The organism is uncultured Aquitalea sp. (genome assembly GCF_945957525.1).
Taxonomy (GTDB): Bacteria; Pseudomonadota; Gammaproteobacteria; order Burkholderiales; family Chromobacteriaceae; genus Aquitalea.
Genome location: NZ_CAMFLA010000004.1, coordinates 166,508 through 183,008 on the forward strand (window position 1 = coordinate 166,508; position 16,501 = coordinate 183,008).

Annotated in this window: 18 protein-coding genes; 7 read left to right on the forward strand and 11 right to left on the reverse strand. The window is 62.8% G+C overall.

Annotated features, from left to right (window positions below; translation table 11 throughout):
* The first annotated feature begins 99 nt into the window (after positions 1 to 99).
* Positions 100 to 1,590 carry an amidase gene (locus Q0P52_RS05675; protein WP_293765290.1) on the forward strand — a complete coding sequence of 497 codons (1,491 nt, stop codon included), beginning with the start codon at positions 100 to 102 and terminating at the stop codon, positions 1,588 to 1,590.
* A 185-nt stretch (positions 1,591 to 1,775) separates the two neighbouring features.
* Here Q0P52_RS05675 and Q0P52_RS05680 read toward each other — a convergent pair whose 3' ends face one another.
* The 5 genes from Q0P52_RS05680 to Q0P52_RS05700 are packed head-to-tail and all read right to left on the reverse strand — an operon-like array spanning position 1,776 to position 5,605.
* Positions 1,776 to 2,375: a PqiC family protein gene (locus Q0P52_RS05680; RefSeq protein ID WP_293765292.1), complete on the reverse strand. Its 600-nt coding sequence runs from the start codon at positions 2,373 to 2,375 to the stop codon at positions 1,776 to 1,778.
* Positions 2,372 to 4,018, reverse strand: coding sequence for an MlaD family protein (locus Q0P52_RS05685; protein ID WP_293765293.1), 1,647 nt, complete (start codon positions 4,016 to 4,018; stop codon positions 2,372 to 2,374). The genes Q0P52_RS05680 and Q0P52_RS05685 overlap by 4 nt, the downstream gene beginning before the upstream one ends.
* The gene (locus tag Q0P52_RS05690; protein ID WP_293765295.1) at positions 4,002 to 4,652 is read right to left on the reverse strand and encodes a paraquat-inducible protein A; all 651 of its coding nucleotides are present in this window, start codon (positions 4,650 to 4,652) and stop codon (positions 4,002 to 4,004) included. Before Q0P52_RS05690 ends, Q0P52_RS05685 begins: the two co-directional genes overlap by 17 nt.
* Complete coding sequence (locus Q0P52_RS05695) at positions 4,634 to 5,269, reverse strand: paraquat-inducible protein A (protein WP_293765297.1); 636 nt, start codon at positions 5,267 to 5,269, stop codon at positions 4,634 to 4,636. The genes Q0P52_RS05690 and Q0P52_RS05695 overlap by 19 nt, the downstream gene beginning before the upstream one ends.
* Before the next feature lie 24 nt (positions 5,270 to 5,293).
* Positions 5,294 to 5,605 carry a helix-hairpin-helix domain-containing protein gene (locus Q0P52_RS05700; protein WP_293765298.1) on the reverse strand — a complete coding sequence of 104 codons (312 nt, stop codon included), beginning with the start codon at positions 5,603 to 5,605 and terminating at the stop codon, positions 5,294 to 5,296.
* A gap of 159 nt (positions 5,606 to 5,764) precedes the next feature.
* On the opposite strand from Q0P52_RS05700, the gene Q0P52_RS05705 reads away from it, so the two are divergent.
* Both Q0P52_RS05705 and Q0P52_RS05710 read left to right on the forward strand, forming a co-directional pair.
* The gene (locus Q0P52_RS05705) at positions 5,765 to 6,085 is read left to right on the forward strand and encodes a DUF2249 domain-containing protein (RefSeq protein ID WP_293765299.1); all 321 of its coding nucleotides are present in this window, start codon (positions 5,765 to 5,767) and stop codon (positions 6,083 to 6,085) included.
* A gap of 291 nt (positions 6,086 to 6,376) precedes the next feature.
* On the forward strand, positions 6,377 to 6,754 hold the full coding sequence (locus Q0P52_RS05710; RefSeq protein ID WP_293765301.1) for a glycine zipper domain-containing protein: 378 nt from the start codon (positions 6,377 to 6,379) through the stop codon (positions 6,752 to 6,754).
* 65 nt (positions 6,755 to 6,819) lie between these two features.
* On the opposite strand, the gene Q0P52_RS05715 is transcribed toward Q0P52_RS05710, so the two are convergent.
* Positions 6,820 to 7,593, reverse strand: coding sequence for a TSUP family transporter (locus tag Q0P52_RS05715; RefSeq protein WP_293765386.1), 774 nt, complete (start codon positions 7,591 to 7,593; stop codon positions 6,820 to 6,822).
* Positions 7,594 to 7,689: 96 nt separating this feature from the next.
* Here Q0P52_RS05715 and Q0P52_RS05720 point away from each other — a divergent pair, with 96 nt between their 5' ends.
* On the forward strand, positions 7,690 to 8,604 hold the full coding sequence (locus Q0P52_RS05720) for a LysR family transcriptional regulator (protein WP_293765303.1): 915 nt from the start codon (positions 7,690 to 7,692) through the stop codon (positions 8,602 to 8,604).
* Positions 8,605 to 8,679: 75 nt separating this feature from the next.
* On the opposite strand, the gene yiaY is transcribed toward Q0P52_RS05720, so the two are convergent.
* The gene (gene yiaY, locus Q0P52_RS05725) at positions 8,680 to 9,810 is read right to left on the reverse strand and encodes an L-threonine dehydrogenase (protein ID WP_293765305.1); all 1,131 of its coding nucleotides are present in this window, start codon (positions 9,808 to 9,810) and stop codon (positions 8,680 to 8,682) included.
* Positions 9,811 to 9,998: 188 nt separating this feature from the next.
* Positions 9,999 to 10,739: a transporter substrate-binding domain-containing protein gene (locus Q0P52_RS05730; protein ID WP_293765306.1), complete on the reverse strand. Its 741-nt coding sequence runs from the start codon at positions 10,737 to 10,739 to the stop codon at positions 9,999 to 10,001.
* Between the two features lie 102 nt (positions 10,740 to 10,841).
* Between Q0P52_RS05730 and Q0P52_RS05735 the strand changes: the two genes are divergently transcribed.
* Entirely contained in the window at positions 10,842 to 11,441 is a 600-nt protein-coding gene (locus Q0P52_RS05735; protein ID WP_293765308.1) for a HutD family protein, read from the forward strand.
* Entirely contained in the window at positions 11,438 to 12,013 is a 576-nt protein-coding gene (locus Q0P52_RS05740) for an ACP phosphodiesterase (RefSeq protein ID WP_293765309.1), read from the forward strand. Before Q0P52_RS05735 ends, Q0P52_RS05740 begins: the two co-directional genes overlap by 4 nt.
* Positions 12,014 to 12,122: 109 nt before the next feature.
* Here Q0P52_RS05740 and Q0P52_RS05745 read toward each other — a convergent pair whose 3' ends face one another.
* From Q0P52_RS05745 to Q0P52_RS05755, 3 genes are all read right to left on the reverse strand, one after another.
* Positions 12,123 to 12,827, reverse strand: coding sequence for a MarC family protein (locus Q0P52_RS05745; protein WP_293765311.1), 705 nt, complete (start codon positions 12,825 to 12,827; stop codon positions 12,123 to 12,125).
* Positions 12,828 to 13,049: 222 nt separating this feature from the next.
* Entirely contained in the window at positions 13,050 to 14,570 is a 1,521-nt protein-coding gene (locus Q0P52_RS05750; RefSeq protein WP_293765312.1) for an amino acid permease, read from the reverse strand.
* Between the two features lie 264 nt (positions 14,571 to 14,834).
* Positions 14,835 to 15,251 carry an ACT domain-containing protein gene (locus Q0P52_RS05755; protein ID WP_293765314.1) on the reverse strand — a complete coding sequence of 139 codons (417 nt, stop codon included), beginning with the start codon at positions 15,249 to 15,251 and terminating at the stop codon, positions 14,835 to 14,837.
* Positions 15,252 to 15,428: 177 nt separating this feature from the next.
* Here Q0P52_RS05755 and Q0P52_RS05760 point away from each other — a divergent pair, with 177 nt between their 5' ends.
* A complete protein-coding gene (locus tag Q0P52_RS05760; RefSeq protein ID WP_293765316.1) occupies positions 15,429 to 16,355 on the forward strand; it encodes an isoaspartyl peptidase/L-asparaginase in 927 nt (308 codons plus the stop codon).
* Positions 16,356 to 16,501: the final 146 nt, after the last annotated feature.

Consider the following 16,501-nt stretch of genomic DNA (forward strand, 5'->3'; position numbering starts at 1 on the left):
AGTTGGTTTGTTTTTGGAAATACTGACCCCGTTCAGCGCTGAAATCGATAATTCATGCCACGCAAATACAGCGTGGCGGCATTTTGTTATGGAGACGGCATGCTGCCTTTCCCCGAGTACGAAAAACTGGATGGCATCGCCATCTCCCGACTGATCAAGCGCGGCGAGATTTCCGCCGATGAGGCGCTGGCCGCCGCCCGCGACCGCATTGAGCGGTACAACCCCCGTCTCAACGCTGTGGTGCACCTGCCGGAAAAAGCCGAACCGGTTACCCCTGCGGACGGCCCGCTGGCCGGGGTGCCCGTTCTGATCAAGGACCTGGTGTCCGATGTGGCCGGCTGGCCCACCCTGGCCGGCAGCCGCGCCATGCGCGGGCACGTGGCGCGGCAGGATGGCGAAGTGATCCGGCGCTACCGCGCCGCCGGCTTGCAATTGGTGGGTAAAACCGCCACGCCGGAGTGGGGCTTGCACCCCTTCACCGAGTCGACGCAATACGGCGCTACCCGCAACCCTTGGCAGCCCACACTGACAACCGGCGGTTCCAGCGGCGGTTCCGCTGCCGCGGTGGCGGCCGGCATGACACCGATCGCCCATGGTGGCGACGGCGGCGGCTCAATCCGCATTCCCGCCTCGCATTGCGGCTTGTTCGGACTGAAACCGGGCCGGGGGCGCTCCCCCTGCGGACCGGTGTTTTCCGAATACTGGCAGGGTTTTGTCAGCGAGCACGCGCTGACCCGCTCGGTGCGGGACAGCGCCGCCATGCTGGATATCCTGCTGTCGGGTCACGACCCGCAAGACGTCAGTTATACCCCGCCCCCGGCATCCTCATTTCTGAGCAGCCTGGACACCCCGCCGCCGCGTCTGCGCATCGCCTTTACCCGCCAGCCTTTTCAGGGCGGCGAGCTTGCGCCGGATTGCATGGCGGCGCTGGACGACAGTCTGGCGCTGCTGGCCTCGCTGGGCCACCACGTGGAAGAGGCCCATCCTCCGCTGGCCAGCCCGGAAGCGATACGTCGCGCCATGCTGGTAATGGTTTCAGGGGAAATGGCGGCGCTGGCCGCTACCTTGCGGAAGCCGGACGGCTCGGCGCTGCGCTGGGAAGACATGGAAACCGATAGCTGGACGCTGGCGCGCTATGGCGAACTGCTCAGCGCGGGGGACTTTGCCCGCATGCGCCAGCTGGCGTTCGCCCAAGGCCGGATCATGGCGGCCTTCCACCAGCACTACGATGTGCTGGTAACGCCGGTGCTGAACGATCCGCCGCCGAATATCGGCGCCTTGCGCACCAGCAAGACAGAACAGGCTCTGTCAGACCTGCTGCTGGGCAAGCTCGGCCTGAACTGGACGCTGAAGCTGGGCAATGCGGTGGAAAAGAGCTCCAGACGGGTGATGGAACACATGGGCTGGACCATCCCTTTCAACATGAGCGGTCAGCCCGCCATGAGCGTGCCCCTGTTCTGGACTGAAAGCGGGCTGCCCATCGGCACCCAGTTTGTCGCCGCGCAAGGCCGGGAGGGCTTGTTGCTGCAACTGGCTCGGGAGCTGGAAATCGCCCGGCCCTGGTTTGACAGGCGTCCGCCCAAGGCCTGAGCGGCTCCACGCCTGAAATAGCCCGGCAACCATCAGGCTTGCCGGGCCGACGACCTCCATCAGGCCGAAGCAGCGCCAGGCCGTCTCTCAAAACGCACCTTCCGCCCAAGCCTGCCCGCCAAACAACGCGCCCCGCCACCAAGCATTGCAAGCTGCATGCGATGGATTTGATTTGCCAGTGCGGGTTAATGGGCTGGTTTGAGCCAGTCCGGATGCGCAGACAGCGCGGCGGCCGCTTCTTGCGACAAGCCCGCCAGCAGGGTGGACTGCGCCTTCACCACCTCCTCGGCGGCAGTGCCCGTCACCGGCTGACGCGCATGATATACGCCAGACCGCAGCGGGCGGCTTTGCCCCTTGGCCAACAGGCTCCAGCCGGCCTCCAGCTCCACCTCTTTGCCCGGCGCCAGCCGGAACACCCGCACATCCAGCAGCAAGGACAGATCGGTTTGCGCCAAACCGGCCTGCGGCCAGGCGTATACCGTAGCAAGGCCGGTCTGACGGGAGAGATCCAGCGCCACCGTCTGCGAGACTAGGCGCGGCAGGCTGGCCACCCAACGCTGTTGATCGGCCAACATGAGCCGGCCGTCGGCTTGCTCCAGCACCAGTTGCGGCCGGTCCACCCCGGCTGGCAGCGTCACCGGCCCCACCAGCAGACTGGCGCCGGCAACAAGGTTGGCCGAAGGCGGCGCTGCGGCGGACAAATCATGAAAAGCCGACGGCGCGGAGGCGCAGCCAGCCAGCGTTGTCAGGCACAGGGCGGTCAAGATTGCGAGCCGATGCGTCATTGCGGGTCTCCTTGCTTGCCGCGTATCAGGGCTTCAGGGTGGCGGTCCAGATAATCGGCCAGGGCGCGGAAACTGCGCGCGGTTTCGCTGACCTCCTGCGCTGCGTTGCGCACATCCTGCTGCAAGGGCGAATTGGCCTGCAGCGTTTGCTGGGTGTCGTCCAGGGTTTTCTGCAGTTTGTCCAGCGTTTGCGTGGCCTGCGGCAACACCTTGCCGTCGATATTGCCCATCAACTGACGGGTAGTGCTGAGCATGTCGCGCAGCTCATGAATGGACTGGTCGAGCCCGGTGCCGATCGAGTCCAGCGGCACTTTGTCCAGCTTGCGGGCAATGCGCTGCATCATGGCTTGCAGCTCTTCCAGGTCGCCCGGAATGGTGGGCATTACATCCATGTTTTGCTCATGACCCAACTGCGCCGGCTTGGCGTCTCGGAAGAAATCCAGCGCCACAAACAGCTGCCCCGTAAGCAGACTGCCAGAGCGCAATTGCGCGCGCAGCCCGTTGGCCACCATCTGTTTGAGCGACAGTTGCTTGCGCAGGCTGCGCTCCTTATCCAGATTGCGCGACATGGACAATAAGCGGCTGGGGAAAATACGCACATCCACCAGCATGTTGAAATCCTTGCGCGCCTTGTCATATTCCAGCCCGATGGCGGTGACCTCGCCAATGACGATGCCGCGGAAATCCACCGGCGCGCCCACCGAAAGCCCGCGCACCGACTGCTGGAACTTCAGCCGGATGGGGTACACCTCGTGGTCGGCCGTACGCATGGCCACTTCGCGGTTTTCCGCCAGGCCGAACACCGCGCCAACGGCGGCCGGCTGCTCGTCCTCCCCGGTGGAGGGCGACTCGAACGCAATGCCGCCCAGCGCGATGGCGGTCAACGACTGGGTATTCACTTTCAGCCCGTTGGCCGAAACCGACAGATCCACGCCGCTGGCGTGCCAGAACCGGCTATCGGGCACCACAAAACGGTCATAGGGCGCATTGACGAAGATGGTGAGGTCCACCCCCTGGCCGCTCTTGTCCAACTGGTACGCCACCACCTGCCCTACCGGCACACGGCGGAAATACACCGGCGCGCCGATATCCAGCGAGCCCAGATCGGCGGACTTCAACACAAACTGCCGGCCCGGCAAGTCGCCGGTGATGATGGGCGGCACTTCCAGCCCGGAGAAGTGCTGGCGGGTTTCCTTGCTTTGCCCGGCATCCATGCCGATGTAAGCCCCTGACAGCAGCGTGCCAAGGCCGGACACGCTGCCGCCGGCTATGCGTGGACGCACAATCCAGAAGCGGCTGTCGCTGGTGAGGTAGGACTCGGCTTCCTTGCTCATCTGCGCAGTGGCGACGATATTCTTGCGATCTTCGCTCACTTTCACCGAAGTCACTTCGCCGATATCCACATCCTTGTACTTGATACGCGTCTTGCCCGCTTCCAGGCCCTCGGCGTTGCGAAAGGCGATGGTGATGGTAGGCCCGCGCGACATGACGGCATGCACGGCCAGATAGCCGCCGATCAGTGCGGCCACCACCGGGATCAACCACACCAGCGAAGGTGACCAGCGCCGCCGCTCCACCAGCACGGCCTGCGGCAATTCTTGCTGCGCCGGCTCTTCCGGCGCGTCGTCACGCTTGTCGGTCATCATTTTCCTCAATGGGGTCCCAGATGAGCCTGGGGTCGAAACACATGGCGGACAACATGGTCAGCACCACCACCGCGCCAAAGGCCATAGCGCCGGGGCCGGCCTTGATGCTGGCCAGCGATTGCAATTGCACCAGCGACACCAACAGCGCCACCACGTAAATATCCAGCATCGACCAAGGGCCGATGGTTTCCAGCAAACGGTACAGCCGGGTACGCTGGCGCGGCGCCCAGCGCGAGCGGCACTGCACGGTGATCAGCAGCAACAGCATGGCCAGTATCTTCAACAATGGCACCAGCACACTGGCGATGAACACCACCAGCGCAAGCGGCCAGGAACCGCTTTGCCAGAGAAACACCACGCCGCTCATGATGGTGTCGTTCTGCGTGCCGGACAGCATGGCGGTTTCCATGATGGGCAGCAGGTTGGCGGGCAGATAGCAGATGATTGCCGCCAGCAGGAAGGCCCAGGCGTACTCCACGCTGCGCTTCTTGCGCGCCCTCACCTCGGCCCCGCAACGCGGGCACACAGCAGCCGCCCCGCGCTTTTCGCTGACGCCCCGGCACAGCAGCCCGCAAGCGCCGCAATGCCACCAGCCGCGCGCGGCGGCGGAACTCAGTGGGTAGCGCGACATGACTGATAGCGCTCCCATAGCAAGGCGGCGTCAAACCGGCTGGCGCTGGTGGCCAGCAAAATGATCAGGGCGAAAAACGACCACAAGCCGATGCCCGGATGCACTTGCGCCAAGTGCGCCAGCTTTACCAGCGACACCAGCACGCCCAGCAAAAACACCTCCACCATGCCCCAGGGATGCACCATCTGGATCAGGCGCATCACTTTGGGAAACCCGCGCGGAGCGCGACCCAGCGTCAGCGGCAGCAAGAGATAGAGCAAGGCCAGCAGTTCGATCCCCGGCAACAGCACCCCGGTAAACAGCACCAGCATCGCCACCGGCAGCATGTCCTGCCGCATCAGCTGCGAAGCCGTGCCCAGCAGGGTGGTGGCGGTGCGCACACCGCCCGCCTCCAGCCCGACCACCGGAAACACATTGGCCAATGTGAAGACAAACAGACCGGCCACTACCAGCGCCAGCGAGGTTTGCGGCTGATAGCCCCGGGCGCGGTGCAGCAAGCCGCCGCATCGGCAGCACGCGACGTTTTGCACATCGGAATGCGGCGCGTACTGCAGCAGGTCACACTCGTGGCAGGCGTGCAGCGCAGTCTGATGACGTTGCCCGAAGGAAGGATTCATGGAGCGGTATTGTAAACACAGGCATCAACATGGGAAACCGCCGGCGGGGTCGCCGGGCATGGCTTTGCGCGCTGCGGTGAAGCGCCACCAGGGCAAGGCCTCGCCGGTATCCATGAAATGAGTGACCGACATCAGCGTGTCCAGCACGCAAGGATCTTGCCGGCACTGGGTCAGCACACCCAGCTCGCGATACAGCGCGAGCGCATCCCTGCCCTTCAGCTGTGACGGTTCGTGGATGCCCAGCAATTGCAGATCAACCGCCATGGCCGGGCCGATATTGGGCAACTCTTGCAGATGGCGGGTGTGTTCTGGCGGTTTGCAACGATCCGGATGCATGAGGCGCTATCCAATCAGGCGAAGTGAACCTTCATTATGCATCAGCCGGCGCGGCTTCGCCCCGACCCGTGGCCGCTGGTTTTCTTATCCGCGCTCAAGGATTCGAGCCCGGGTCTTCGGCAAACTCGTGGCCTGTTCGCAACCCACCGGAGTTTCACCATGAGCCTGCCTGACGCCACTTTTGTATTCGACGCGCGCGGCGTCGCCAAACGCTTTCGCCATGCCGCCATCTTTGGCGCGCTGGAGTCGCTGCACAACGGCGAAGCCATGCGTTTCGTCAACGACCATGATCCCCTGCCGCTGCTGGAGCAGATCCGCACCCGCTACGGCCATCAGATCAGCTATCGATATGTTGACCGCACTGCTGACGGCGTGGTGATCGACTTTGCGGTCAGCCTGCCGGAAATCGCCGAACCGCAGAATGCCGGAGGTGGCTGCGGCGGCGGCGCTGGCGGCGGCTGCGGCTGCTCTGGTCACTGATACCCGCCCGGCCGCGCCTTGCGGCGCCGTTTCCACAGGTCAGCCCAAGGGCTGGCCTGTTTGCTTTTCTCACGCAAAAACCCGGTTTCTTTGTAACAACATGTTATCAGTCGCCAATCGGCGACAGAATTTTTTCTTTTTATTTTCAACAAGTTAATTAGAAAAAATCGAGAATGACAAGTCCGGTCCATTTGTAAGCAGCAGATTGCAAAAAAAACTAACATTTCGCCGCTGGCCGCCCGCCAATCCGTCTGCCTACACTGCAGCCATCAAAACAAGGAGGTGCAAATCATGAAAGCGAAAATCCTTACCGCCACCCTGCTGCTCACGCTGGCTGCCAGCGCGGCACAGGCCGGCTCCATGACTACGGACGCCATCCTCGGCGGCGCGCTGGGAGGCGCAGCGGGCGCAGCCGTCGGCTCCGCCGTGGGCGGCCGCAACGGCGCCATCATCGGCAGCGCCATCGGCGGCGCCACCGGTACGGCCATTGCCACCAAGGACGAATACCGCCGCCCGCCTCCGCGCCAATATCAGGTGGACTACCGCGAATCGCGCAACTACTGGGGCGATCGTCGCGAGGAAGAACGCCGCTGGGAAGAGCGTCGCTGGGACCACGACCACCGCGGCCGCTGGCACCATGACAACGGCTGGCACGGCCATCGCGACTGATCTCGCCCCGTCAAGACAAAAGCCCCGGCATGCCGGGGCTTTTTGTTGTGTCTTGGCCTATGGGCTCAAGCCAGCCAAGAAACCGCCATATCCCAGCCCAGCTTGCCGATCAGCACCGAAGTCAGCAGCAAGAACAGGATGCGCACAAAACCGGCGCCCTTTTTCATGGCGATCCAGGAGCCGGCCATCGCACCCAGCACATTGAAACCCGCCATCGGAATGGCGTACTGGAACAGCACATTGCCGGTTGGAATGAAGAAAGTGAGCGCCGCCACATTGGTGGTGAGGTTCACCACCTTGGCCGCGGCGGAGGCGTGGAGAAAATCGAAGGCAAAGCAGCGGATGAACAGGAAAATCAGAAAGCTGCCAGTGCCGGGGCCGAACAAACCGTCGTAAAAACCGATGGCTCCACCGATAGCCATGCCCATCGCCATCTCGCGGCGGCCAATGGCCACCGGCTTGTGCAGTTTGCCGAAGTCCTTTTTCCACAAGGTGTACACCGCCATCACGATCAGCAACACCAGCACCATGGGCCGGATATACGCCTTAGGAATGGCGTTGACCGTGGCCGCGCCGGCAAAGGACATGACGAAGGCGGTGGCCGCCGCCGGCAGCACCAGATTCCACGGCAGTTTCACGCGCTTGAGATAGCTGCGCGCGGCGGACAGCGTGCCCACCGCCGACGACATCTTGTTGGTGCCAAACAAGGTAGCGGCTGAATAATTGGGCAGAAAATTGAACAGGGCCGGGGTCTGGATCAGCCCCCCCCCGCCAACAGCGGCATCGATCATGCCGGCCATGAAAGAAAAGAAACACAAACAACCCAGCGTCAGTAACATGCCGTTCTCCAGAAACATGCCGGCATTGTAAGTCTTGCCGGCGCCGGCATGTTGCAATACCGTATTGCAATATTTGCAATAAAGAGCGCGATCACGATGAAACTGCTATGGGAATTGCGCGTGTTCTGCGCCGTGGTAGAGCGCAAGAGCTTTGTCTCCGCAGCCCGCCAACTAGGCACCTCGCCCAGCAGCGCCACCCGCGCCGTGCAAGCGCTGGAGGAAGCACTGGGTTCGCCCTTGCTGGCCCGCTCGCAAAAACAGGTGAGCCTGACGCTGGCCGGGGAAAGTTATTACGACACGGCCCGCCGCATGCTGGACCTGCAGGAAGAAGCGGAAGACGACCTGGCCGCCATGGCCGCGTCGCCGCAGGGGCTGCTGCGTTTTTCCGCCCCGGAAATCATGGCCAGCCACTTTTTGCCGCCGGTGCTGGATCAACTGGCGCAAGCGCATCCGCAATTGCGCTTCGACATCCTTTACAGCGACACAGTGCTGGAGCCGATTCGCGAGAAGCTGGATTTCAGCATTCGTGGCGCATATCCGGCTTCCAGCGAGCTGATCGGCTTCCCGCTGTGGAGCTATCAGCGCCGCCTGTACGCCAGCCCGGCGTATCTGGCGCGCTTCGGCCAGGCTGATGCGCCGGAGCAACTGACGCGCCATCGCATCCTGATCCACGCCGCGCCGCGCATTCTGAAAGCGTGGAACTTTGTCTCGGCGGAACATGAGATCAGCCTCAACCTCAACGCCGCGCACCGGGTCAGCTCCGGCGCCGCCGTCCTGCACGCCGCCTTGTCCGGCATGGGCATCGCCCGCATGGGCGACTGGCTGGCCGAGCCCCTCGTGCGCGCCGGTCAACTGGTGCGCCTGTGCCCTTCCTACCGCATCGTCTCCAGCAAAGGCGAAGACGCGCAGATGCACGCGGTATTCGCCAGCCGACGCATACCGCGTAAGGCGCGGATGGTGCTGGAGAGCGTGCGAGAGGCGGCGCGGGCGGCGGGTTTCGGCCAAGACTGATCCCGGCACTGCAAACCCGGAACAACAAAAAGGGCCTGCAACAGCAGGCCCTTTCCCGTGATGAAAGCAACAGGCTTACAGCGCGGCACGGTAAATCGCGCAGATCTCCTCATGCGTAGCCTGAACCGGATTGGTAAAGCCGCAGGCGTCTTTCAGCGCATTGTCGGCCAGCACCGGAATGTCGGCTTCCTTCACGCCCAGCTGAGTCAGGCCGGCCGGAATGCCCACTTTTTCCGCCAGCTTGCGGATGGCGGCAATAGCGGCCTCGGCACTGGCTTCGGCGCCCAGCGCCACCGCCACATCGGCCAGGCGCGCAGCAGCCACCTTGCTGTTGAAAGCCTGCACGTGCGGCAGCAATACCGCGTTGCAAACACCGTGCGGCAGATCATAGAAGCCGCCCAACTGGTGGGCCATGGCGTGCACATAACCCAGCGACGCGTTGTTGAACGCCATGCCGGCCAGGAACTGCGCGTAAGCCATCTGTTCGCGGGCTTCCATGTCCTTGCCGTCCGCCACCGCGCGCGGCAGAAAGGCAACGATCAGCGATACCGCTTTCAGCGCGCAGGCATCGGTAATCGGCGTGGCGATGGTGGACACATAGGCCTCAACGGCGTGGGTGAGCGCGTCCATGCCGGTGGCGGCAGTCAGTGCGGCAGGCATGCCCACCATGGTTTCCGGATCGTTTACCGACAGAATCGGCGTGGTGTGTTTGTCTACGATGGCCATTTTGATATGGCGCGATTCGTCCGTGATGATGCAGAAGCGGGTCATCTCACTGGCGGTGCCGGCAGTGGTATTGATGGCTACCAGCGGCAGTTGCGGCTTGGCGGATTTGTCCACGCCTTCGTAGTCCTGGATCTTGCCGCCGTTCACCGCCACCAGGGCGATGGCCTTGGCGCAATCGTGCGGCGAGCCGCCGCCCAGCGAAATCACCACGTCGCACTGCTTGTCCTTGAGGATGGCAAGGCCGGCGTTGACGTTGGCGCAGGTGGGGTTGGGATGCACGCCGTCAAACACGGCGGACTGGATATCCGCTTCGGCCAACAGGCCGGCCACCTTGTCGGCAAGGCCGGCTTTGACCAGGCCGCCATCGGTCACGATCAGCGCGCGGCGATAGCCATGACCCTTCATGGTATCCACCGCCTGCCGCAGACAGCCGGCGCCCATCAGGTTGAGGGAAGGAATAAAGAATGCGGTAGTAGCCATGGCGGATCTCCTGAGTCATTCGAAAGTCTGACCTTGATGATAAGCCGTATCATTTGCAACGATCTTGCCCAATATCAAATGCTGTCGGGATTATCCGCCATCAGCTGCTGCTCACGTTTCAGCGCAAGACGCCAGACTACCAGCTACCCGGGCCGCCCACGCGGTAAACGCACTGCGAAGCCGGGCCCTCAGGGGCGCAGGCTTTGTTTCACTTCGCGGAAAGGCACGCCATGATAGCGGCGGTAAAACCCATCCAGCGTGCCATCCTGCTGGGCGCGCAGCGTCTCCTTGTCCACGGCGTCGCGCCAGGCGGACATGCCGGGGCGAAAGGCGATGGGCTGATTCACGCTGGCCACCAGCGGTTGCAAGCGCTTCACTTTTTGCCCCATCGCCGGCGACAGCCCGGCAAGCGCCGTCGGATCGTCAAACACCACCTCCACCCGGCCATGCGCCAACAGCATGATGGAAGACTCGGTATCTTCGGCGGGCACGCGCCGCCACTTGTCCATCCTGATCAGCAATTGCGGATAGTCATATGCGGTCACCCAGGCCACCCGTTTGCCGGCGAAATCCTCCAGCCCGCGATAGCTGGCCGGCCCGTCCCGCCTCACCCAGGGAAACAACACCCAGGCCACCAGCAACTCGCGGCTGGTCATCCAGCCGGCCGGCACCTGGAGCGGCAGCATGAAACCCACCATATCGGCCCGCCCCTCGCGCATGGCGCGGGCACAGCCATCGGACGAAATGAAGCGATAGTCGAGATCGTCGCCGCGCTGATGCGCCACCTTATTGAGAATATCCACCACCAGTCCCGCCGGCTTGCCCTCCGCACGGTAGATGAAAGGCACCCACGGTTCTGCGCACACATGGTAAGTGGCGGCCTGCGCGGCCGCTGCCCACATCGCCAACATCAGGCTCAGCCATTTCATAGCATTGCGCCTCTGTTTTCTTAGCCTTTCCAAGATATAGCTGAAGCGCGCCTTTTTGCCCAAAGCATCGGATAATGCCGGTTTCAGTCCTGAGAGCGCGTCATGCAGAAACTCGATCATCACGCCTACCCTGCCTCGCCCTGGAAGAATGGCGGCGGCGTCACCCGCCAGGTGCTGATCAGCCCGCAAGGAGCCAGCCTGGATGACTTCGACTTTCGCATCAGCATCGCCGACGTCGGCAGCGACGGGCCGTTTTCACGCTTCGACGGCGTGGACCGCCACTTGCTGGTACTGTCCGGTGCCGGCATCGCACTGGAGACGCCGCAAGGAGAAATCCGGCTGGACTGCGCCAGCGCGCCCTATGCCTTCGCCGGCGAAACGCCCATTCGCAGCCGTTTGCCAGATGGCCGCATTACCGACTTCAACGTCATGACCCGGCGCGGTCGTGCTACGCAAACGGTACGTCAGTTCCAGCTGCACGGCCAGCTGACGCTCAAGGGCGACGGCCTCCCATGGCTCTTGCTGTTGGCCGAAGGACAAGCACTGCAGGCACGCAACGCTCACGGCCAAACCGCATCGCTCTCCCGTCTGGACGCGCTGCTGCTGACAAACCCTGATGAGCTGACCCTGAACGGCAACGGCTGCCGCGTCATCGTGGCCGAACTGAAACCGGCCACCGCTCCGAACGGCGACGCCGCGTGAACTACCTCGCGCACCTGCACCTGGCGCCGGACCATCCTGCGGCACGGGTAGGCAATCTGCTGGGGGACTTTCTCAAGCCCTCTGGGGCCGGGCACCTCCCGCCCGACCTGCAAGCGGGCATGGCCCTGCACCGGCGCATTGACGCCCTCACCGACAGCCACCCGCTGGTGCTGGCCAGCAAGGCGCGCATTGCGCCGGCCAGACGCCGCTACGCCGGCATTCTGGTGGACATCTTTTACGATCATTTCCTGGCCCGGCACTGGCGCCGCTTCGATGTACGGCCTCTGCCGGACTTCACCCGCCAGTGTTATGCGGAATTGCGCGACTTCCACCCCTGGCTGCCGCCGCGCCTGCGCGACATCCTGCCCTTGATGTCGGCCGAAGACTGGCTGCTGTCCTACCGCCGCACCGAGGGCATCGCCGATGTGCTGGCCCGCTTTTCGCGTCACCGCATCCAGCGCGCCAACCCGGTGGCGGACGGCATCATCGACCTGCTGGAAAACTACGACGGCCTGGAACAGGATTTTCTCGACTTCTATCCCAGCCTTATCGCCATGGACAAAACACCGTAAGCGCCGCATGGCTGCCCGCAGGAGCCAAAGAAAAGGCAAGCGATGAAGCCGGACAGCGCCATAGCGCCATCCTTCTCCAGCCGCCTGCCTTCAGTTTTCCCGGAATGCTTTATTTGTGCAGCAAGCCCGCATTGTTCTGCAGCAGTTCCACCAGCAGTTGCTCCGCGCCTTCCCACATGATCTGCACGCCCAGGCACATCAGAATGAAGGCCGACAGGCGCAGGAACACTACCGAGCCGGTCTGGCCCAGATAGCCCAACAGGCGGTCCGCATGGCGGTAGCACATGTACACCAGCACCGAGAGCGACAGCACGGCGGCCAGACTGGCCATGGGCACCAACACGAATTTCACCACCGGCTTGCCGGAAACAATCATCGACGCGCCCACCGTGATGGACACCGATACCGAACCCGGCCCCACCGTCAGTGGAAAGGTAAGCGGGTAAAACGCCCGCTGCTTCAGCTCGTCCTTGTTCTCCTGCCGCACCGGCTCGCTGGAAGGCTGGGTGGATTCGGCCGGGTTGTCGTTCAACATGCGCCAGGCGGCCATGCTGATGATCAGACCGCCGGACAACTGCACCACCGGCAACGATACGCCAAAGAATTCCAGCACAAAGCTGCCCACATACATGCTGCCCAACAGCAGCAAGAAGCAATAGATGGCGATACGGCGGGCCAGGTACGCACGCTGCTCGCGGGTATTGCGCGCCGTCATGGAAATGAAAATGGGCACCAGACCAGGCGGATTGATGATGGGCAGCAAGGCCGCCACCACAAACAGGTACTTGCTGATGAAAAGAGACACGAGGGGCATGTTGTTATTCTCCGGGCTTGTCGCCCTGTTTTAGACGGTGGATGTGGCGTGATTCTAGCACTGGCGCGGCAGGCGGCAACGTCCACGCGCAACGACTGGCAAGCAATCGGGGCAGGAAAAACAAAAAAGGGAAAGTCCGGGGACTTTCCCTTTTTCCACGGGCGCTCAAACCGGCCCGACCAAGTGCCGTTCTGTCAGCAGGCCGGCATCACCGTGCTTGCCTCATCTGGCGGACTCTGTCGCCAACTCACCCTGCTGGCGATCTAGCGACAGGCGCTGGTGATATTCGCGGTAATCGATATCCTCCAGCTTCACCATGCGCGTGCCGTGCTTCATTTTGTAGCTCAGCCACAGCACGACAAAGAGCGGGATACCCAGATAGGTAGCCACCACGCCATTCCAGTCCACCTTGGCGGCGGTGAAGGCGGCGTAGTTTTGCCCCAGCATGATCAGCAAGCACAATACAAACGCAAACATCGGGCCCAGCGGGAACCAGCGCGCGCGGTAAGGCAGATCGTCCAGGCTGTAGCCCTGCTTCACGTAGCCGCGACGGAAACGGTAATGGCTGATCGCCACCCCCAGCCAGGCGATGAAGCCGGTCATGCCCGAGGAATTGAGCAGCCACATGTAGACGGCGTCGCTCTTGAACAAGGAGGTCAGGAAGCACAGACAGGCCACCACCGTGGTGGCGTACAAGGCGTTGCGCGGCACCCCGTTGGCGCTGACGCGCCCAAACAGTCTGGGCGCCATGCCGTTGTGGGCCATGGCGTACAGCATGCGGGTGGAAGCGTACATGCCGGAGTTGCCAGCGGAGAGGATGGCGGACAGGATCACGGCGTTCATCACGCTGGCGGCCGCGGCAAGGCCGGCGCGGGTGAATACCAAGGTGAACGGGCTGGCGCCGACGTCCTTCATGTCGTTCTTCAGCAGCGAAGGATCATTGTGCGGCAGGATCAGGCCGATGATCAGGATGGACAGCATGTAGAACATCAGAATGCGCCAGAAAATCTGCCGCACGGCGCGCGGAATGGTGCGCCCGGGGTTGGCCGACTCGCCGGCGGCGACGCCGATCAACTCGGTGCCCTGGAAGGAGAAGCCCACCACCATGGCCACGCCGACAAAAGCTGCCAGCCCGCCGACAAAAGCGCCATCGCCTTGGGTCATCACTTGCAAACCAGGCGCCAGACGGTGCGGATCTGGCTCGGTCATGATGCCGAAGATCATCAGGAAACCAATGACAATGAAGGCAAGGATGGTGCCCACTTTCAGCATGGAACACCAGAATTCCGCTTCGCCGAACCCCTTCACCGAGAAGTAGTTCAACACGAAGATCACCGCCAGAAAGCCCCCGCTCCACACCACGCCGGGTATGTCGGGAAACCAGTAATGCATGATGATGGCGGCCGCGGCCAACTCCACCGCCACGGTAATAGCCCAGTTGTACCAGTAGTTCCAGCCTTGGGCGAAGCCGAAGGCCGGGTCCACGAAACGGGAGCCGTAAACCTGAAAAGAGCCGGATACCGGCATGAAGGCCGCCATTTCCCCGAGGCTGGTCATGAGGAAGTACACCATCACGCCCACCAGCGCATACGCCAGCAAGGCCCCGCCCGCACCTGCGCCGGAAATGGTAGCGCCGGACGCCAGAAACAGCCCGGTGCCGATGGAACCGCCAATGGCGATCATGGATAAGTGGCGAGCTTGCAGACTGCGACGCAGCCCTTGCTCTTCTTGATTGTTTTGCATAGTCCGTCCCAACTCTTTGTGTCTAATGGGGGAGTCGCTTGCTGGCCTGGCGGGTTTCTATATTACGCCCTGCTTATAAAGCCAGAAAGGTTCAAACCAGACACAATGACAGTTCACAACAGAATAATCCAGCCTGATTTTGTGTAATTTTGTAATCTTCCGAACATTCGCAATCCAACAATGACGAATGGCAACCCGGCTCGGCCCGCCTTGCCGCGCATCACCGGCCACATGCCGTCGGCCTGAGCCCCCGTCCCTCACCGCTCAGCCGCGTTTGGCGGCGGCTTGCTGCAAGCCGCGCAGGGCCGCCATGGCGTCTTGCGCACGCGCCAGCGGCACGAATATATGGTCGTGATGGTAGGCGGCCGCCACATTGGCGCTGATGCCACACCTGGTCAGTTCCGCAGCCATCGCCGCCGTCAGCCCCACCGCCTCAAGGCTGGAATGCACGCTGATGGTGATGCAGGCAAACGGCGGCGACGCCGCCAGACCATGCGCGCGGGCCGCGCTCTCCGTCAGCACTACGGTCAACCCCTCTTCTTCGGCAAACGTCATCAAGGGAGTGAATTGCGCCGCCTCGGCCAAGCCGGCGCCGGGTAAACAGCAAAACACATAAGGTTGTTCCCGCAGCGCGGGCGAGAGGCTGGCCAACAGTTGCTCCAGATCGGTGATTCCGCTCATGATGCTCTCCTGAATGAATACGTTTGGTTGAACAGTCTGGATCAGACAAGAAGAAGGCCATGCTGAACCCATCGCCACCATCAATCAAACTGATTATTTTCATAAGTCATTAGTGAAATTGATATCTCACGCAAGCAGCGGTGCCATGACCGCCCGCTCATCAACAGGAAAACCGACATGAACATCGCCCTTGCCATTCACGGCGGCGCAGGCACCCTGCGCCGGCAAGACATGAGCGCCGAACAGGAACAAGCCTACCTGGCCGGCCTGAACGCGGCGCTGGATGCGGGACTGACCATTCTGCAAAAAGGCGGCAAAGCGCTGGATGCCGTCAGCGCCGCCGTCTGCTCACTGGAAGACAATCCTCTCTTCAACGCCGGCAAGGGTGCCGTATTTACGCTGGGCGGCCGCATCGAAATGGAGGCTGCAGTCATGGACGGAGCGACGCAGGCCTGCGGCAGCGTCACCGGCGTCACCTCCGCCCGCAACCCGGTGTTGCTGGCCCGCGCGGTGATGGAGCACACCCCGCACGTGACCTTGGGATTCGACGCGGCGGACCGCTTCGCTCACGAGCGCGGCCTGCCCTGCGCAACGCCGGATTACTTCTTTACCGAACGCCGCTGGCAAGCCTTGCAGGAAGAAAAGCAGAGGTTGGCCGAAGGCGGCAAGGAAGAGGACGCGCCGGAAGACCGCAAGCACGGCACCGTGGGTGCCGTAGCGCTGGACAGCCAGGGTCGGTTGGCGGCGGCCACCTCCACCGGAGGGCGAACCGCAAAAATGGATGGCCGTGTGGGCGACACACCAGTATTCGGCGCCGGTACCTGGGCCGACGCGCATTGCGCGGTGTCCGGCACCGGACATGGCGAATACTTCGTGCGCATCGCCGCCGCGCATGATATCTCCGCCCGTCTCCGCTACGCAGGACAGGACATCGCCACCGCCGCGGAGGCGGTGGTCAACGGCAGCCTGAGAGCGCAGGGAGGCACTGGCGGCGTGGTTGCCGTGGACCATCAAGGCCGCGTCGCCATGCCGTTTAATTGCGAAGGCATGTACCGCGCCATGGTGGATGGCGCGGGTCGCCGCGAGGTCGCCATCTACCGCTGAAACGGGCTTGCGAAAGGTCATATGCCTTTCGCAGACAAATCAGCCATTTAGCGGTATAATGCGCGCCATCCTTCCGGACTACCCTTTATGGGTGGCGTCCAACCGCCTTGTCTCGGCTATGACGTCTGTCGCGTCTCCTGCCCTGC

Coding starts and splice junctions, on each gene's coding strand:
- Q0P52_RS05760 (WP_293765316.1), top strand. CDS start 15,429: ATGAACATCGCCCTTGCCATTCACGGCGGCGCAGGCACCCTGCGCCGG.
- Q0P52_RS05675 (WP_293765290.1), top strand. CDS start 100: ATGCTGCCTTTCCCCGAGTACGAAAAACTGGATGGCATCGCCATCTCC.
- Q0P52_RS05715 (WP_293765386.1), bottom strand. CDS start 7,593: ATGTTACTGACGCTGGGTTGTTTGTGTTTCTTTTCTTTCATGGCCGGC.
- Q0P52_RS05710 (WP_293765301.1), top strand. CDS start 6,377: ATGAAAGCGAAAATCCTTACCGCCACCCTGCTGCTCACGCTGGCTGCC.
- Q0P52_RS05680 (WP_293765292.1), bottom strand. CDS start 2,375: ATGACGCATCGGCTCGCAATCTTGACCGCCCTGTGCCTGACAACGCTG.
- Q0P52_RS05690 (WP_293765295.1), bottom strand. CDS start 4,652: ATGTCGCGCTACCCACTGAGTTCCGCCGCCGCGCGCGGCTGGTGGCAT.
- Q0P52_RS05750 (WP_293765312.1), bottom strand. CDS start 14,570: ATGCAAAACAATCAAGAAGAGCAAGGGCTGCGTCGCAGTCTGCAAGCT.
- Q0P52_RS05705 (WP_293765299.1), top strand. CDS start 5,765: ATGAGCCTGCCTGACGCCACTTTTGTATTCGACGCGCGCGGCGTCGCC.
- Q0P52_RS05730 (WP_293765306.1), bottom strand. CDS start 10,739: ATGAAATGGCTGAGCCTGATGTTGGCGATGTGGGCAGCGGCCGCGCAG.
- yiaY (WP_293765305.1), bottom strand. CDS start 9,810: ATGGCTACTACCGCATTCTTTATTCCTTCCCTCAACCTGATGGGCGCC.
- Q0P52_RS05735 (WP_293765308.1), top strand. CDS start 10,842: ATGCAGAAACTCGATCATCACGCCTACCCTGCCTCGCCCTGGAAGAAT.
- Q0P52_RS05695 (WP_293765297.1), bottom strand. CDS start 5,269: ATGAATCCTTCCTTCGGGCAACGTCATCAGACTGCGCTGCACGCCTGC.
- Q0P52_RS05685 (WP_293765293.1), bottom strand. CDS start 4,018: ATGACCGACAAGCGTGACGACGCGCCGGAAGAGCCGGCGCAGCAAGAA.
- Q0P52_RS05700 (WP_293765298.1), bottom strand. CDS start 5,605: ATGCATCCGGATCGTTGCAAACCGCCAGAACACACCCGCCATCTGCAA.
- Q0P52_RS05745 (WP_293765311.1), bottom strand. CDS start 12,827: ATGCCCCTCGTGTCTCTTTTCATCAGCAAGTACCTGTTTGTGGTGGCG.
- Q0P52_RS05720 (WP_293765303.1), top strand. CDS start 7,690: ATGAAACTGCTATGGGAATTGCGCGTGTTCTGCGCCGTGGTAGAGCGC.
- Q0P52_RS05755 (WP_293765314.1), bottom strand. CDS start 15,251: ATGAGCGGAATCACCGATCTGGAGCAACTGTTGGCCAGCCTCTCGCCC.